General features: G+C 63.3%; 20 protein-coding genes and 1 tRNA gene. 18 read left to right on the top strand and 3 right to left on the bottom strand.

Features of this window, described 5'->3' with window-relative positions:
• The first annotated feature begins 934 nt into the window (after window positions 1-934).
• From HPO96_RS28640 to HPO96_RS28555, 18 genes are all read left to right on the top strand, one after another.
• Window positions 935-2,023 (top strand): DUF4062 domain-containing protein, encoded by a 1,089-nt coding sequence (locus HPO96_RS28640; RefSeq protein ID WP_171677474.1) that lies wholly within the window; start codon window positions 935-937, stop codon window positions 2,021-2,023.
• 39 nt (window positions 2,024-2,062) lie between these two features.
• Window positions 2,063-2,905 (top strand): phosphoribosylaminoimidazolesuccinocarboxamide synthase, encoded by an 843-nt coding sequence (locus HPO96_RS28635; RefSeq protein ID WP_171677473.1) that lies wholly within the window; start codon window positions 2,063-2,065, stop codon window positions 2,903-2,905.
• A gap of 2 nt (window positions 2,906-2,907) precedes the next feature.
• Window positions 2,908-3,099, top strand: coding sequence for a hypothetical protein (locus HPO96_RS28630; protein ID WP_171677472.1), 192 nt, complete (start codon window positions 2,908-2,910; stop codon window positions 3,097-3,099).
• 69 nt (window positions 3,100-3,168) lie between these two features.
• Window positions 3,169-3,912 carry a GntR family transcriptional regulator gene (locus HPO96_RS28625; RefSeq protein WP_171677471.1) on the top strand — a complete coding sequence of 248 codons (744 nt, stop codon included), beginning with the start codon at window positions 3,169-3,171 and terminating at the stop codon, window positions 3,910-3,912.
• 162 nt (window positions 3,913-4,074) lie between these two features.
• Window positions 4,075-4,395: a hypothetical protein gene (locus HPO96_RS28620; protein WP_171677470.1), complete on the top strand. Its 321-nt coding sequence runs from the start codon at window positions 4,075-4,077 to the stop codon at window positions 4,393-4,395.
• A gap of 48 nt (window positions 4,396-4,443) precedes the next feature.
• Window positions 4,444-4,758, top strand: a complete 315-nt coding sequence (locus HPO96_RS28615) for a hypothetical protein (RefSeq protein ID WP_171677469.1) — start codon at window positions 4,444-4,446, stop codon at window positions 4,756-4,758.
• A 37-nt stretch (window positions 4,759-4,795) separates the two neighbouring features.
• Window positions 4,796-5,143 (top strand): hypothetical protein, encoded by a 348-nt coding sequence (locus tag HPO96_RS28610; RefSeq protein WP_171677468.1) that lies wholly within the window; start codon window positions 4,796-4,798, stop codon window positions 5,141-5,143.
• A 122-nt stretch (window positions 5,144-5,265) separates the two neighbouring features.
• Window positions 5,266-6,105: a hypothetical protein gene (locus HPO96_RS28605; RefSeq protein WP_171677467.1), complete on the top strand. Its 840-nt coding sequence runs from the start codon at window positions 5,266-5,268 to the stop codon at window positions 6,103-6,105.
• On the top strand, window positions 6,098-6,940 hold the full coding sequence (locus HPO96_RS28600) for an FtsK/SpoIIIE domain-containing protein (RefSeq protein WP_171677466.1): 843 nt from the start codon (window positions 6,098-6,100) through the stop codon (window positions 6,938-6,940). Before HPO96_RS28605 ends, HPO96_RS28600 begins: the two co-directional genes overlap by 8 nt.
• Window positions 6,937-7,149 carry a hypothetical protein gene (locus HPO96_RS28595; RefSeq protein ID WP_171677465.1) on the top strand — a complete coding sequence of 71 codons (213 nt, stop codon included), beginning with the start codon at window positions 6,937-6,939 and terminating at the stop codon, window positions 7,147-7,149. The genes HPO96_RS28600 and HPO96_RS28595 overlap by 4 nt, the downstream gene beginning before the upstream one ends.
• Window positions 7,146-7,466 (top strand): hypothetical protein, encoded by a 321-nt coding sequence (locus tag HPO96_RS28590; RefSeq protein WP_171677464.1) that lies wholly within the window; start codon window positions 7,146-7,148, stop codon window positions 7,464-7,466. Before HPO96_RS28595 ends, HPO96_RS28590 begins: the two co-directional genes overlap by 4 nt.
• A gap of 223 nt (window positions 7,467-7,689) precedes the next feature.
• A complete protein-coding gene (locus HPO96_RS28585) occupies window positions 7,690-7,917 on the top strand; it encodes a hypothetical protein (protein ID WP_171677463.1) in 228 nt (75 codons plus the stop codon).
• Window positions 7,918-8,194: 277 nt separating this feature from the next.
• Entirely contained in the window at window positions 8,195-8,548 is a 354-nt protein-coding gene (locus HPO96_RS28580) for a hypothetical protein (RefSeq protein ID WP_171677462.1), read from the top strand.
• Window positions 8,538-9,590 (top strand): hypothetical protein, encoded by a 1,053-nt coding sequence (locus HPO96_RS28575; RefSeq protein ID WP_171677461.1) that lies wholly within the window; start codon window positions 8,538-8,540, stop codon window positions 9,588-9,590. Before HPO96_RS28580 ends, HPO96_RS28575 begins: the two co-directional genes overlap by 11 nt.
• A 106-nt stretch (window positions 9,591-9,696) precedes the next feature.
• Window positions 9,697-9,981: a hypothetical protein gene (locus tag HPO96_RS28570; protein WP_171677460.1), complete on the top strand. Its 285-nt coding sequence runs from the start codon at window positions 9,697-9,699 to the stop codon at window positions 9,979-9,981.
• Window positions 9,982-10,053: 72 nt separating this feature from the next.
• On the top strand, window positions 10,054-11,628 hold the full coding sequence (locus HPO96_RS28565) for a replication initiator (RefSeq protein WP_202886544.1): 1,575 nt from the start codon (window positions 10,054-10,056) through the stop codon (window positions 11,626-11,628).
• A 32-nt stretch (window positions 11,629-11,660) separates the two neighbouring features.
• Entirely contained in the window at window positions 11,661-11,873 is a 213-nt protein-coding gene (locus tag HPO96_RS28560) for a helix-turn-helix domain-containing protein (RefSeq protein WP_171677459.1), read from the top strand.
• Window positions 11,863-13,101: a tyrosine-type recombinase/integrase gene (locus HPO96_RS28555; protein WP_171677458.1), complete on the top strand. Its 1,239-nt coding sequence runs from the start codon at window positions 11,863-11,865 to the stop codon at window positions 13,099-13,101. Before HPO96_RS28560 ends, HPO96_RS28555 begins: the two co-directional genes overlap by 11 nt.
• 89 nt (window positions 13,102-13,190) lie before the next feature.
• On the opposite strand, the gene HPO96_RS28550 is transcribed toward HPO96_RS28555, so the two are convergent.
• The 3 genes from HPO96_RS28550 to HPO96_RS28540 all read right to left on the bottom strand — a co-directional run bounded on the left by HPO96_RS28550 (window position 13,191) and on the right by HPO96_RS28540 (window position 14,357).
• Window positions 13,191-13,271: transfer RNA gene (locus tag HPO96_RS28550), tRNA-Leu, on the bottom strand.
• Between the two features lie 16 nt (window positions 13,272-13,287).
• A complete protein-coding gene (gene def, locus HPO96_RS28545) occupies window positions 13,288-13,854 on the bottom strand; it encodes a peptide deformylase (RefSeq protein ID WP_171677457.1) in 567 nt (188 codons plus the stop codon).
• Window positions 13,851-14,357 (bottom strand): glycine cleavage system transcriptional repressor, encoded by a 507-nt coding sequence (locus tag HPO96_RS28540; RefSeq protein ID WP_171677456.1) that lies wholly within the window; start codon window positions 14,355-14,357, stop codon window positions 13,851-13,853. The genes def and HPO96_RS28540 overlap by 4 nt, the downstream gene beginning before the upstream one ends.
• Between the last annotated feature and the right edge of the window lie 27 nt (window positions 14,358-14,384).

Here is a 14,384-nt window from a genome sequence, read left to right as displayed (position 1 = left end):
CGCGACGGACCTGCGTCGGTCGCCCCGCCCACCGTCCGGCTCGGATGCCTGACTAACTCGCGCCTGCCCGGCCACTGTCGCCACGCCCTCGACTGCGGGCCTTCTTCCGGATGTAGCCCGGAGGGCCGGCGGTAGCCGGGTGGGGGAGGACGGCGCTGAGCCGGGGGTGGATGGGGTGCGGGTGGAGCGGGCGCGTTAAGGAGCTAGGAAGTAGCGGGCGCGTAGCGGGCGGGGGTGTTCGTCCGTCGTGCAGTTGGTGCCCGGGACGGGATTCGAACCCGTATGCCTTTCGGCTGCGAGGTTTAAGTTCGAACTGAGGGCACCCTCCGGCGTTCATGGAGGTTCACCACGGCTCACAACCCCGGCGTCCGACCGCCCTCGGATCGGGGTGAACGACGGCGAACTGCAACCGAAATTGCAACCACCCGGCCCCGGCTGACAGTTACGTGTCAACCGCGGCCAAGCCACCGGATCGTCCCGATAGCTGCCGCCTGAGGTCCGGAGCGGTGCGTGTCCAGAGTCGAGCTTGCTCGATCGCGAAGCGACGCCGTAGGCGCTCTTGACGCGTGCCGTGGAGGGCCGTCCCTTCCACGATTGCTGTCGGGACGATCCGGTATCCCGCGCGGTCCAGGCCGACCAGGGCACGCACCCAGGGCGGTTGGTCGATTCGGAAGTGAGTCGCAAGACCAAGGGGTGTCGAGCCGTTGACGGCGAGTTCTGCCGTCTTCGACCCGGCCCCCTTTGGCACGTGCGCGCCAAGCCAAGGGACGCGCCCAAGCGCAGCGAAGCGGAGCGGCGGGCAGGCGGCCCGCCCTGTGGTGGCGGCGCGCTTTCGGGCCCCTCAGGGGCCCGTCTTGAAGACGTAGAGAAAGTTGTCAGATGGGCGCGAGTAAGCACTCTGTACCTGGCGACGGATGCGCGCTAGCCTCCCGTTGTGGCGATAGAGAAGCGTGAGCAGGTCTTTGTCAGTTCGACATATCTTGATCTGCTGGAAGAGCGGCAAGAAGTAATCCAAACTTTGCTGGAAGCTGACTGTATCCCCGCAGGGATGGAGTTGTTCCCCGCGTCTAACGATGACAGATGGACCCTAATCAAGCGAGTGATTGACGATTGTGACTATTATCTGATCGTCATCGGTGGACGGTACGGCTCGGTTGATCCGGAACAGCAGATCAGCTATACGGAGATGGAGTTTGATTACGCGGAGAGTCAGGGAAAGCCGATCCTGGCTTTCCTGCACGGCGAACCGGGATCTATTCCGGGAGATAAGACCGACCTTAATGACGAACTTCGAGCAAAGCTGGATGTGTTCCGCAAAAAAGTTGGCAATCGCATGGTGAAGTACTGGGATTCGCCAACAGGACTCGGTGGCCAGGTGGCGAAGAGTCTAATTCAGATTAGAAAGACACATCCTGCGGAGGGTTGGGTTCGAGCTAAGAATGCATTAACCCCGGAAGTCGAGAGAGAACTCGTAGAGCTCCGAGCTCGCGTTGTCGAATTAACAACCGAGCTCGCAACCACTCAGCGTGATCGGCTACCGGGCAGCGTCGAGTTAGCCAACGGCGAGGACGCGGCGCATGTAAAAGTTCTATTTAGATACATGGAGGATGGCGTCACTAAGAGGATCTGGGGCCAGTTCGAAACGACTTGGGACCGACTCTTCTCCGCGGTAGGGCCTAGGCTTCTTGTGGAAGCAAGTGAGTCTGACCTGCTGTCAGGATTGAATGCTATCGCCCGTAGCATCAGCGAAGAAGATGGTTCGCACGAGAAGACGCTCGAAAAATTCGATATCAAGAAATCAGAGTTTATGCAGGAGAGCTTCCAAGACATCCTTGTGCAGTTCACTGCTCTCGGGTTGATCGTGCGAAGTGATCGGCGTCATCCAATCAATGACTCGAACATCTATTGGACTCTGACGTCGGAAGGGAATGCCAAGTTGGTGCAGCTAAGGGCTGCACGCAAACCACCTGAGACTGTCCCGGAGATAGGGGCCGCGTCCGATGAAGGCGAACGGCAAGGGTAGCTGCGTCGAAGTCGGCACGCGGTGTGCTAGAACAGTGGGGTGGAGCTGCTGCATCGGGGCAAGGTTCGGGATGTGTACAGCGATCGCCCGGGGGAGGTGATCCTGGTTGCGACTGATCGGGTGTCGGTCTATGACGTGGTGCTGCCTACGCCGATCCCTGACAAGGGGAAGCTGCTGACGAGTCTGTCGCTGTGGTGGTTCGAGCAGTTGGCGGATGTGATGCCGAATCACGTCATCTCGGCTACTGATGTGCCTGCTGAGTTCGAGGGGCGTGCGGTTCGGTGTCAGCAGGTGGACATCGTTCAGGTCGAGTGCATCGCTCGTGGGTACTTGGCCGGCCTCGGGTGGGAGGCGTATCAGGAGTCGGGGAAGATCTCTGGGGTTGAGATCCCGGCTGGTCTGTTGGAGGGGGACAAGCTGCCTCAGCCGGTCTTCACTCCGACGACGAAGACCGCGCCTGAGGATGGGCACGATGAGCCGATGACCTTTGATGAGGTCTCAGAGGCTGTTGGGGCTGAGTTGGCCTTGACGTTGAAGGAGAAGACGCTCGAGCTGTTCTCTCGCGCTACAGCTATCACTGAGGGCCGTGGTGTGCATCTGGCGGACACGAAGTTCGAGTTCGGGTTGGCCAAGGATGGGTCGCTCGTGCTGGCCGATGAGGTTCTGACCTCGGACTCGTCGCGGTACTGGCGAGATGAGGACTGGAAGCCCGGTCAGCGTCAGGTCTCGTTCGACAAGCAGTTCGTTCGTGACTGGGCTCGGGACCTCGGCACATGGGACAAGACGCCTCCGGGGCCTGAGATCCCTCCTGCAGTTGTTGAGGAGACGCGGGCTCGCTACGTTGCTATGTACGAGCGGATCACAGGCCAGAAGTGGGACTGACGATGAGCACTTGGGAAGAGATTCAGGAAGCCCGTCTCGCCGACGTTCTGGAGCTGCAGAAGGTCCACAAGCGCCTCCTTGCGGCGAAGGAGCAGGGAACCGCTCCGGACCCTGCTGATGTTGAGATTGCCCGGTCCGTTGCGGCAACTGGATACGGTGGCGTGGATCGCATCAACGCGCCGGACGAGTACTAGCCCCTCACGCGCTCCAGAGCCTATGATGGTGGTGTTCTAGAACACCGATTGGAGACGTGAAGGTTCAGCATGCCCCCGAAGTTGGAGCGCCCGGCGCCCCCGTATCAGCAGATCGCTAACGAGATTCGTGCGCGGATCTCGAACGGCGACCTGCAGGCCGGCGATCTGGTGCCGTCCGTGCGCTCGCTGATGCGCGACTACGGCGTGGCAATTGCGACCGCACAGAAGGCGCTGTCGTCGCTCCGCGCTGAGGGATACATCAAGCCGGAGCGTGGTGTCGGAAGTATCGTCACGACGGAGGAAGAGCGGGGGAGGGCTGCCAACGATCGAGTCGGCAAGGCTCGTCGCACTGGCAAGGTCTATCCCACCGGGCAGTACGCGAAGATCACTGAGGCTGACCTCTGGGAGGCGTCTGAGCAGGTCGCGGACGCGTTGGGGGTCAAGGTCGGCTCCGCTGTGATTCGTCGTGTACGCCGCACCTTCCGGGCCGATGGCAAGCCGATCTCGGCGTCCAGCTCGTACTTTCGAGGAGACCTGGCCAAGCGCGCCCCGCTTCTGCTGAGTCCGGAGCGGATTCGCGAAGGCACCTTCATGTACGTCGCCAACACCCTCAAGCGAACCGTCGACGCCTGGCAGGACCAGTTCGAACCGGCGATTGCAACAGCCGACCAAGCGGAAAGCCTTGGGCTGGACGAAGGTGCGCTGATCTCAGTGGGTCGTAACTGGATCTACGACGACAAGGGCGACGTTCTGGAGTACGGCGAGAGCATCACGTATGGCCGGATCACTTACCGCGGCCGCCTCGGGGATTGACCCTTACGTGTCATCCCGCACCGCTTGACGGTTACGTGTCAACCCCCTGCTGAAGATTCGTTGCGATTCGGGCTTGAAGACCTGCGATAGGTGTTCTAGTATCTGAACTAGAACACCTGCTCACGAGGAGTAGGTGCGGACGCCTAGAAGGGGCGATTCCTCATGAAGCTGAACATCGACACCACGGGCAAGACGTTCACGGTCACGAAGGGTGTGGAGGAGAAGAAGGACCAGAACGGCCGGCAGAAGGCTGACCGGAACACCAACGAGCTGCTCTGGTCGGTTCAGGTGATGGCGCTCGACGAGACGGGCGGCGAGGTGATCAACGTGACTTTGGCGGGCAATGCCATGCCGAAGATCAACGTTGGCGCTGTCGTTGTCCCGGTCGAGCTGGAGGCCATGCCGTGGGCCACCAATGGGCGGAACGGTGTTGCGTACAAGGCGAAGAGCCTTGGTGCCGCGTCGGGTGCTGCGTCGAAGTAGCTCTCCACTCGTCCCGTGATTCGTGCACTGCTCAGCTAGGGGGTAGTCATGTCGCATCCGATGGAACATCGAGCCATCACAGCGAATCAGGCACGGTCCGAGTATGTGGCCAAGTGCAACGAAGCAGTTGAGATCGAACAGGTACTCAACTACCTGGAAAACAAGCTCGTCTGCGGCCTCCAAGCCGCCGAACCGGTCGTCAACGACCACTACGAAGTGAGTGCCGTGTACGCGTCTGACGCGTTCTGGCAGCTCCTTGATCTGTACCGCGACGCCGAGAACCGGCGACGTGACATCTACGCCGCTCGCGACTACGCGCACGCGGTCTGGGTTTCGGCGTCCGCCGGAACTTCCATCCATTGACAGGTACGTGTCAACGACGCCTTGAAAGGGGCCAACCATGACCCAGCACACCTACGTTCGCACTGACGGCATTGTCAGTGCTCGCGAACTGACTCTCAACTACGTGACGATCTGCGCTCAGATCGAAGCGACCGACAGGCTGCTCAGCAGGCTGACCGGTGCTCTGCAGAACATCAATCGAGGCGACGGCCTGACGATCAACATCGTCAAGGACGTCCTCGAATCCAACAACCTCGCGTGGAACCGGCGAGCTGAGCTCGTCGAAGCCCGCACCACCGCCTACACCGCTCTCGTTGAGGGCTGTGCAGGCAACCAGTCCACGGTTGACCAGTACGTGTCAACCGTTGCGAAAGAGTTCGGGTTTGAACTTGAACTGACGAACTAAAAAGCGACCCCCTGACGGGGGCCGCTCTCTGGAAACGAGACATCAAGTCGGGCGTTGGCCTAGGAAACCTTTCCCGGCTTGGTGTCTTTCCTGACTCAACCCCCTGATCGGGAGGTCTTGTCATGCCCAAATCTACCCGCACGCGCTCGACACGTCGAGCAGGCCGCGGCCGTACCGCGACGGGAACCATCGAAACCATCACCCGGCCGACTCAGTCGCTGCCGGTGCAGATCCTGTTGGTCATCTGGCGTTGGCGCTGGGAACTCATGGTTCTCGTCACCGCCATCTACATCACGATCGCCCATGGGGCGAAGATCGTCGGCTACATCGAATCCAACCCTGCATGGCTGAACGCCATGCTGGCCGTCCTGGTGTTGGGGTGGATCGTCTCGGACAACTTCGTCCGCCGGTTCGTCGTGAACCGGGTCTGGTGTGTCATCACCCGGCACCGTGTCCGCGCGTGCCTGGTCGAGATGCGGACCCTGAACTACTCAGGGAATCTGCCCTTCATCATCGCGTGCTGGTCCACCAAGACCGGTCAGGTCGTGTGGGTCTGGATGCGCCCTGGGTTGTCGATGGAAGACCTCGACAACAAGTCCGAAACCATCGCTTCGGCGTGCTGGGCACGCAAGGCCAATATCGAGCGCTCGCGACGTAATGCAGCGCTCGTACGCATCGAAATCGACAGACGAGACCCGCTGTCGAAGCAGCACATCACCTCCCCACTGCTCGATGACACCAGCGATCTGCCGGAAGCGGTAGTCGCCGACGACGCTGTCATGGCGTTCCTCACGCCAGACACCGACCGCGTCTCTGACGAGTCCACCACCCAGCCGCCGGCCAAAACCGGCGCCGGTGAGACCCGCACCAAAACCTCGAAGACCAAGTACACCGCCACGGTCGACGACCGCGCGTCGGTGATCTTGGGAGCCAATGGAGAAGACGTGTCCGACTATGTCTAGCTTCAAATCCAAATCGGTGTTCCCCCGGCGCAAGCCGGGGGTCACCCCCGCACCTAAAGGTGCGCTGTCGATCTACGACCCGATCTATATGGGTCTGGACACTCGCGGCCGAGCCGTCCGTGTCACCCTCATGTACCGCAACATTCTTATCGGCGGAGAACCCGGCGCTGGCAAGTCCGTTGCCCAAGGCAATATCGTCGCTCACGCCGCGCTGTGCTCCGACGTCGATCTCATCCTGATCGACGGCAAGATCGTCGAACTCCTCCCGTATGCACCCGTGGCTGACGAGTTCGTCGGCAACGACATGCGCAAAGCCCTGCGGGTCCTTCGTGACCTGCAAACCGACCTCGACGAGAGGTACCTGCACCTGGCCCGCACGGGCCGCAAGAAGATCGTCCCCGGCGACGGCTTCCGGGCCAAGCTCCTCTGCGTTGACGAGCTGGCCTACTTCACCGTCACCGTCGGAACCAAAGACCAGCAAGAAGAGTTCCGCGTTCTCGTAAGGGACATCGTCGCTCGCGGCCGCGCCGCGGGCATCATCACCGTTGCATCGACACAGCGCCCCAGCGCTGACATCGTCCCCACTTCACTGCGCGACCTGTTCGGCTACCGCCTCGCTTTCCGGTGCGCCACCGACAGCTCCAGCGACATCATCCTCGGCACCGGCTGGTCCTCTCAGGGTCACAGCGCCGTCGATATCGAGCCCGAAGCCCTTGGTGTCGGACTGCTCCGCGCCGAAGGCGGATTCCCGCGCCGACTCAAGACGGCGTTCCTCAACGACCGTCAGCACAAGCAGATCGTCCGCCGCGCCGTACACCTTCGGAGGGCCGCATGATCACCATCAAACCCATCCCCGCCGACGCCGTCGTTCGCGTCCGCGATTCGGCTGGCCAACCCGGCTGGCTCCACAACTGCGGAGCCTTCGTCTACGCACCCAACCAGCCGCACCGCTGCGGTGTCTGCTGGTCCGCCTGCCGCACCGGCTGGGCCTACAACGGCCACTGGCAACCCGCCTACACCACACGGCAGGAGGCCGCGTCATGACCTACTACGACGCCTCCGGCGGCGAACGCAACGACCGCATGTACATCGGCTACGAGTTCACCGACAACTCGATCGCCGGAATCAACATCGCCTGCAACGGCGAAACCCCCATCGTCGCCATCGACCTGGGAAACACCCCGATCGAACTCGAACTCATCACCGGCTCAGTCACCGCACTCAGCCAACTCATCGACGCCTGCTACGAGGCACGAGCACTCCTCGAAGAACACCTCGTCGACCACGCCACCAAGACCGACACCTGGAACCAGGACACGGTCTACATCCCCAGCGAATGGACAGGAGAGCAAGAGTCATGAACGTTCACCCGGCACTCGTGCGCATCCTGCGCCGCCGTCACCGCAAGCTTGATCGAACCCTCCGGGGATTGATCCGAGAGGTCACCGAACACTGCGACGCAGTGCGTCGAGAACTCCCTGAGAGTGAGTCTCACTACAGCTACGGACTTGAGGTCTACAACGACATCCACAACCTCCAAGCTCGCTTGGAGGCCTTCCGCGAGACCTGGATTGGCGACCTCCGATGACCGCCGTCGGTCAGATCACCGAGCTGCTCCGCAAGCATCGAGAGATCTTCGATCGAGCCATTGGAGAGCTCGATGTCGAAGTTCGGGCAGTCGTTGAAACCCTTCCTTGGGAGGGGACCGACGAAGAGATCCACGATGCCGCGACTGCACAGGGCATCTACAACGACGTCTACGACCTGCGAGCGCAGGTGAACTCGTTCTTCTCGACCTGGGTCGATGAATGAAACGCGCGGCACCGAATCGCCGCGTGACACGTAACTGTCAAGGCCAGCAGGCCATCACGACGGACCTCACCCCGGCACCGTCGGTCCCGGCATCTGAGCCGGTCAAGAAGAAGACCCGGTCAAAGCTCAACCGCTCCCCGTGGGCGGACGACTGGGCTCACACGACAGTCGGCGACCCGAGGCCGTGCGTCATCTGCGGACATTCCGCCCTGATGCGCGACCCCTACACCGGCCGCCCCTGCCACCTCATCTGCGCCAAACAGTAAGGAGAGCACTGGTGAACACCACCATCACCACCCTCACGAAACTCCACGCCTCCAGCTGGGAGCTGGCCGCTGACATCGACCGTGTGGACGCCGTTGCAACCACCGGCAACGGTGCCCGACTGACCGACAGTTCCGCACTGACTATCGCCGCCGGATGGCAATCACCCGGATACCGCGGATCGGCCTTCGCCGAACTCGCAGGCACCGGCAGCGTCGACCTGAACGACCTGGCCGAAAACATTCTGCACGCCCACGGCGCGGCGAAGACCGAACACGATCGCCATACCCTCGACCTGCTCCTGCTCTGGGCCTACCACCACCCCTCGCTCGACACTGACGAGGAGGACTGCAGCTATGACGACTGACCTCGTGCCCGTCGTCCAGGTCCCTGGACAACTCGACCTCATCGATATGCCGGCCACCCCGGTAGCCGTCGCGGCGAAGCCCGGGACGACGACCAAGCTCACCGGGTTGACCAACAACAACACCGACGCCCTGTCCGGCATCACCGGCTGGACCGTCACCCGAACCACCGCCGTCTACAACGGCACCCCGGCCGCCGCACACGCAGCGGTGCAGAAGCACATGGACGCCGTCCGCGCCACGCAAGGCGGCCGTGCACACGGCTACGCGTCACTCATTGCCGTGCGCAACAAACTCAAAGAACTCTCGACGGGCGGGAGTCACCCGGCAGTTGCGGTCACGATCAAACGCGCTACCAAGAAGACCGCTGCGAAGACCCGGACCGGGTCACCGAAAGTGCGGCTGACACGTAAGCGTCAAACCGAATACACCACCGCGGAACTCGTGTCCGCACTCGAAACAGCCTGGGCCGCCATCCGCGCCCAACACGCCGAGGTTCCGGCCGTCGTGATCATCGTCGGCTCCGGCACCGCCACGAAACAGGCGAAGTACGGCCACTTCGCCGCCTCCCGCTGGCAACACGGCGAACACCGCCTGGCCGAAGTCCTCATCTCCGGCGAAGGACTCAAACGAAGTCCCGAAGAGGTCTTCACCACCCTGCTCCACGAAGCCACCCACGCTCTCGCGGACGCCCGGCAGATCAAGGACACCAGCCGCCAAGGGCGCTGGCACAACCAGAAGTTCGCCGAACTCGCCTCCGTGCTCGGCCTCGACACCACCAAAGACCCGCGGATCGGCTGGTCACCCTGCACCCTGCGGGGCACCACAGCCACCACCTACAAGGCGGTGCTGGCCGACCTGAAAGCGGCCCTGATCGCCTACCGGCACCCCGAGATGACCGGGGGCGAAGCCAAGAAGAACAACAACAACGCGATCGCCTGCGCATGCCAATGCCCACGCCGAATCCGCGTCGCCAAAGCAGTCCTCGAACAAGGCGAGATCACCTGCGGCATCTGCGAATCCACCTTCGAACCCGACCTGTAGCCGGTTCGTTGCTGGCTCTCCTCTCCGGGACTCCACGTGGCTCCCGGAGAAGAGGGCGAACACCGAACACACCAGCCACCACCCTCTACGGAACGGAGCACACGTCATGACCAGCACCGCGCCCCTGGACATCAACGCCTACGCAGGCATCACCGCGTTCCGCGAGACCGCCGACCACGAATTCAACTGCGACTGGATCACGTCCGAGCACTACGGCACTCACGACTGGTGTCCCACCGTCCTCGAACCCGGTGACCCCTACGCCCTGGTCGTTCAGATCAACCCCGCCACCAGCCCCGACCCCTACACCGTCATTGGCCGCTACTGCATCGGCTGTGGCTACTACCTGTTCGGCACCCCCGAACCCGCCCCCATCACACCCGTCTTCTAGCCACCCCGGCCAGTTGGCCGGCCAAACGTGAGACCCCTGATTGCCGCGATGCCACCGGAAGGAGGTAGCCCTGTGACCGACGACAACCAGACCGCCATCGAACTCCTGGGCGGCCACCTCGGAGGCGTCGAAATCCTGGCTGTCCACGAACCGAAACCCAACCGGACGTTCACCCCGGGACGAGACAACTCCAACGCCCCCGCAAACGCCCTGGAGACCGCACTGCAGCGCGCGGCGACCACTGCGGACTATCAGGCCTGGATCGACCACACCGCTTCCGCAGGCGGCTGCCAGCGCCCCGTCAGGCTCCGCGGCGAATCCCACATCGTCTCCGAACGCACCGGACGGGTCATCTCCACCCGGCACACCGACGACATGCCCGGCGGCGTCATCTACAAAGCCTGCGGCAACCGCCGCGCCGCCGTCTGCCCCTCCTGCGCAGAAACCTACCGGGGCGACACCTACCAACTCGTCCTCGCAGGACTCGCAGGCGGCAAAGGCATCCCCACCACCGTCACACAGCACCCGTCGGCGTTCGTCACCTTCACCGCGCCGACCTTCGGCCCTGTCCACGGGACCCGCACTGTCCGGGGCCGTGACGGCGGACTCCGCAACCGTCCCTGCCGCCCCCGCCGCGAACCCGACCTGTGCCCCCACGGCCGCGATCTCCGCTGCCTACAAACTCATAGCGACGGGGAGAAGATCCTCGGCACCCCGTTGTGCCTGGACTGCTACGACCACGACCACCAAGTCGTCTGGAACGCCATGTCCGGCGAACTCTGGCGACGCACCATGGACCGCGCCAAAGAACTCCTCCGCACCGAAGCCAAGAAGCACGGCGCATCCGTCAAACTCTCCTACGGCAAGGTCGCCGAAATGCAGGCACGCGGCGTCGCGCACTTCCACGCCCTCACCCGCCTCGACGGCGTCAACCCACTCGACCCGTCCGTGATCGAGCCACCCGCCTGCGCAGCCACGTACACGATGCTCGCCGACGCGATCCGCCGCGCCGCCAGCACCGTCCGGTTCCACACCCTGCCACACCCCGACCAGCCAGACGGTTGGCTCATCGAGTGGGGGACACAGCTCGACGTCCGCCCCGTCCGGCAAACCGTCGACGGAGCGATCACCGAAACCGCCGTCGCCGGATACCTCGCCAAGTACGCCACCAAGGGCGCCGAAGCCACCGGACACTCCTCCGCACGCCTCACACCCACCACCGTCCGCCACTACGCCACCGTCCACACGCATGCCGGCCGATTGGTCGACGCCTGCTGGCGACTCGGACGCGACGGCTCCGACCTCGACGAAACCGAAGCCGCCAAAAACTCCGGACGCCTCTCCTACCGGCGTCTGCAGCGCTGGGCACACATGCTCGGCTTCGGCGGCCACTTCTCCACCAAGTCCCGCCAGTACTCCACCACCCTCAAAGCCCTCCGCGAAGCACGCGCGAACTGGCGACGTGACCAGCACAAGACCCGGGACCACACCGACGACGTCGAGACCACTCTCATCGTCGGCAACTTCACCTACGCAGGCACCGGCTGGAAAACCATCGGCGACGCACTACTCGCCAACACCGCCGCCGCCAAAGCCCGCGAACACCGACGACTCATCAAAGAACAACTTGCTGAGAGCAACGAGTGACACGTATGCGTCAACGAGAGGAGGTACGAACGATGCACGACTTTCAGGTTCTTTTGACGGTCGAAGAGGTTGCGTCCGCCTTGCGGATCGGACGCACTGTTGTGTTCAAACTCATCAGCGATCGAGAGCTTCGGTCGGTAACTATCGGTCGCTCGCGGCGGGTCTCGGTCGAGGCCTTGCAGGAATACGTGAAGCGGCTCGAAACCGCTTTGATGGATGAAAAGGAGGCTGGAAATGCCGCGTAATGCGAATGGTCGATCGTCGATCTACGAGGATGTCGACGGTACGTGGCATGGATGGGTGACTGTTGGAGTAAAAGCTGACGGAAGCCCGGATCGACGTCATCGGCAGGCCAAGACGAAAACGGCGGTCACCAAGAAGGTAAAGGCGTTGGAGAAGCAGCGAGACGAGGGCAATGTCGTTCAGGTCGGCAAGAAGCCCACGGTTGCTGAGTATCTGCGCTTGTGGCTCGACACCATTGTGCCGCAGACGGCCAGTGAGTCGTCGATCGAGAGTACGTACCGTCCGCGCATCGAAAACTGGGTGATACCGAACATTGGAGGTATCAGGATCGATCAGTTGAAGGTGACGGATCTTGACAAGCTTTACGCCAAGGTCGCAGTCGATGGGCTCGCGGACAAGTCTGTGAATATGGCTCACCAGATGATCAAGCGGGCCTTGAAGATGGCGCTGCGGCGGAAGCTTGTATCTGTCAATGTGGCCGATCTGCTGGATGCCCCTTCGTTCGACGAAGTCGAAGTTGATGCGCTTGATCTCGATGAGGCGAGGCTGTTCCTCGCTCGTGCCAAGAAGAAGCGCAACGGGGCCCGCTGGTCGGTTGCGTTTGCACTTGGCCTTCGGCAGGCAGAGGCGTTGGGGATGCGCTGGCAGTACGTCGACTTCAAGAAGGCGCGCATGCGCGTTTGGCAGATCAAGCGGGTCAGGTTCAAGCACGGATGTGGTGACGTGACTGTCTGTACGGAGGGGCGACATGTTGCTCGGTGCCGCGCCAATTGCGTTGCGCATGCGCGGTACTGCAAGGCCCGACTTGGTGGCGGTTGGGAGTTCAGGAAGCCAAAGGGCAAGAAGACGAGGTGGGTTCCTATCCCGGAGCCGCTGCTCAAGCAACTGATCCGGCAGAAGGCCAAACAGGATGTCGAGCGGCTTGCGGCCGGCCATTTGTGGAACGACCTTGACCTGGTCTTCGCCACTCCCAAGGGTGATCCGATCAACCCCCGAGCGGACTGGGCTGAGTGGCAGGAGATCTTGGTCGGGACCGGCATTCGCGAGTCCAGTCCGCATGACGCGCGGCATGCGGCGGCGACACTCCTGCTGGAGCAGGGCGTAGATATCCGGGTCGTGCAGGAGATCCTCGGTCATGCGTCGCTGGCGGTGACCAAGCGCTACGTCCACGTCCGGGACAAGATGACGGCGGACGCGGTCAAGCGGGCGGGGGAGGCGCTGTGGGGGTGATGGGAACTGCAACTACAACTGCAACTGATCCGGCCGAATCGGCGGCGATGAACATTCCCCATCGGGAATATAGCCTGGTCAGGAGGGGGTGCCCGGGACGGGATTCGAACCCGTATGCCTTTCGGCTGCGAGGTTTAAGCTCGCTGCGTCTGCCGTTCCGCCACCCGGGCGCGGGTCGAGAGTACGTTATTGGTAGTTCTTGCGGGGGTGGACGGCGTGGGCGCCGGCTACGCGGTCGAGGAAGAGTTTGCCGTTGCAGTGGTCGATCTCGTGCTGGAGGGCGCGGGCTTCGAAGGCGTCGGTGGTGATGGTGACGTGGTCGGTGGTGCCGGGGAGGGTGCCGGTGACGGTGAGGCGGGTGGCGCGTTTGACGTCGCCGGTGAAGTCGGGGACGGACATGCAGCCCTCGCGGGCCTTCTCCTGGCGGGTGGCTTCGGTGATGACTGCGTTGCAGAGGACGAAGACGCCGTGACAGGTGCGGGTCTTGGGGTGGCCGGTGACGTCGAGGGCGAACATCTGGGCGGAGATGCCGACCTGGGGGGCGGCGAGGCCGACGCAGCCGGGGGAGACGCGCATGGTGGCGACGAGGTCGGCGGCCAGGGCGACCATGGTGGGGTCGAGGGGGTCGACGGGAGCGCCGGTCGCGGCCAGCACGGGGTGCGGGGCGCGGACCACTTCCAGGACGTCGCCGACCAGGCCGAGCTGGGCGGGACTCCAGGCGGCGAGGGTCTGGTTGAGGTGCGCGACGGTCACAGGTCGTCGCTCTCCGCCGGGCTCAGGGTGACGCCGACGCCGAGCTCCTCGGCGGTGATCTCCAGGGCCCGGTCAAGGGTCTCCAGGTCGGCGGTCAGCGGTAGCTCGACCTCCGCGGTCAGGACGTAGAGGTCGCCGCTCAGCCGGGTCGCCAGGTCGGTGACGGTGCCGCCGGCCGCGGCCAGCATCCGGGTGACGGCGGCGACGATGCCCGGCCGGTCCGCGCCGTGCACGCTGAGCAGGTACGACGGCCCGATCGCGGCGTGGGCGTGTTCGGGGCCCATCGCGCGGACCGTGATCACCAGGTCGCCGCGGAGCGGCTCGACGGCGGCCTTGACCTCGTCGAGGGAGCCCGAGCAGACCATCATCATCGCGAAATGACCGCGCAGCAGCGTCATCGTGGAGTCCTCGAGGTTGACTCCGGTCCCGGCGAGGGCCTCGGTGACGTCGGCGATGATGCCCGGGCGGTCCGGGCCGATGACGGTGACGGCGAGCTGACTCATGCCCGGCAACCTACCGCCGACCAAAGG

The organism is Kribbella sandramycini (genome assembly GCF_013131805.1).
Lineage (GTDB): Bacteria > Actinomycetota > Actinomycetes > Propionibacteriales > Kribbellaceae > Kribbella > Kribbella sandramycini.
This window is presented reverse-complemented; position numbering and strand designations above follow the sequence as displayed.

Bases quoted from the DNA above. Each gene is read 5' to 3' on its own strand.
- HPO96_RS28630 (WP_171677472.1), top strand. From the start codon at position 2,908: ATGAGCACTTGGGAAGAGATTCAGGAAGCCCGTCTCGCCGACGTTCTG.
- HPO96_RS28625 (WP_171677471.1), top strand. From the start codon at position 3,169: ATGCCCCCGAAGTTGGAGCGCCCGGCGCCCCCGTATCAGCAGATCGCT.
- HPO96_RS28620 (WP_171677470.1), top strand. From the start codon at position 4,075: ATGAAGCTGAACATCGACACCACGGGCAAGACGTTCACGGTCACGAAG.
- HPO96_RS28615 (WP_171677469.1), top strand. From the start codon at position 4,444: ATGTCGCATCCGATGGAACATCGAGCCATCACAGCGAATCAGGCACGG.
- HPO96_RS28610 (WP_171677468.1), top strand. From the start codon at position 4,796: ATGACCCAGCACACCTACGTTCGCACTGACGGCATTGTCAGTGCTCGC.
- HPO96_RS28605 (WP_171677467.1), top strand. From the start codon at position 5,266: ATGCCCAAATCTACCCGCACGCGCTCGACACGTCGAGCAGGCCGCGGC.
- HPO96_RS28600 (WP_171677466.1), top strand. From the start codon at position 6,098: ATGTCTAGCTTCAAATCCAAATCGGTGTTCCCCCGGCGCAAGCCGGGG.
- HPO96_RS28595 (WP_171677465.1), top strand. From the start codon at position 6,937: ATGATCACCATCAAACCCATCCCCGCCGACGCCGTCGTTCGCGTCCGC.
- HPO96_RS28590 (WP_171677464.1), top strand. From the start codon at position 7,146: ATGACCTACTACGACGCCTCCGGCGGCGAACGCAACGACCGCATGTAC.
- HPO96_RS28585 (WP_171677463.1), top strand. From the start codon at position 7,690: ATGACCGCCGTCGGTCAGATCACCGAGCTGCTCCGCAAGCATCGAGAG.
- HPO96_RS28575 (WP_171677461.1), top strand. From the start codon at position 8,538: ATGACGACTGACCTCGTGCCCGTCGTCCAGGTCCCTGGACAACTCGAC.
- HPO96_RS28570 (WP_171677460.1), top strand. From the start codon at position 9,697: ATGACCAGCACCGCGCCCCTGGACATCAACGCCTACGCAGGCATCACC.
- HPO96_RS28560 (WP_171677459.1), top strand. From the start codon at position 11,661: ATGCACGACTTTCAGGTTCTTTTGACGGTCGAAGAGGTTGCGTCCGCC.
- HPO96_RS28555 (WP_171677458.1), top strand. From the start codon at position 11,863: ATGCCGCGTAATGCGAATGGTCGATCGTCGATCTACGAGGATGTCGAC.
- HPO96_RS28540 (WP_171677456.1), bottom strand. From the start codon at position 14,357: ATGAGTCAGCTCGCCGTCACCGTCATCGGCCCGGACCGCCCGGGCATC.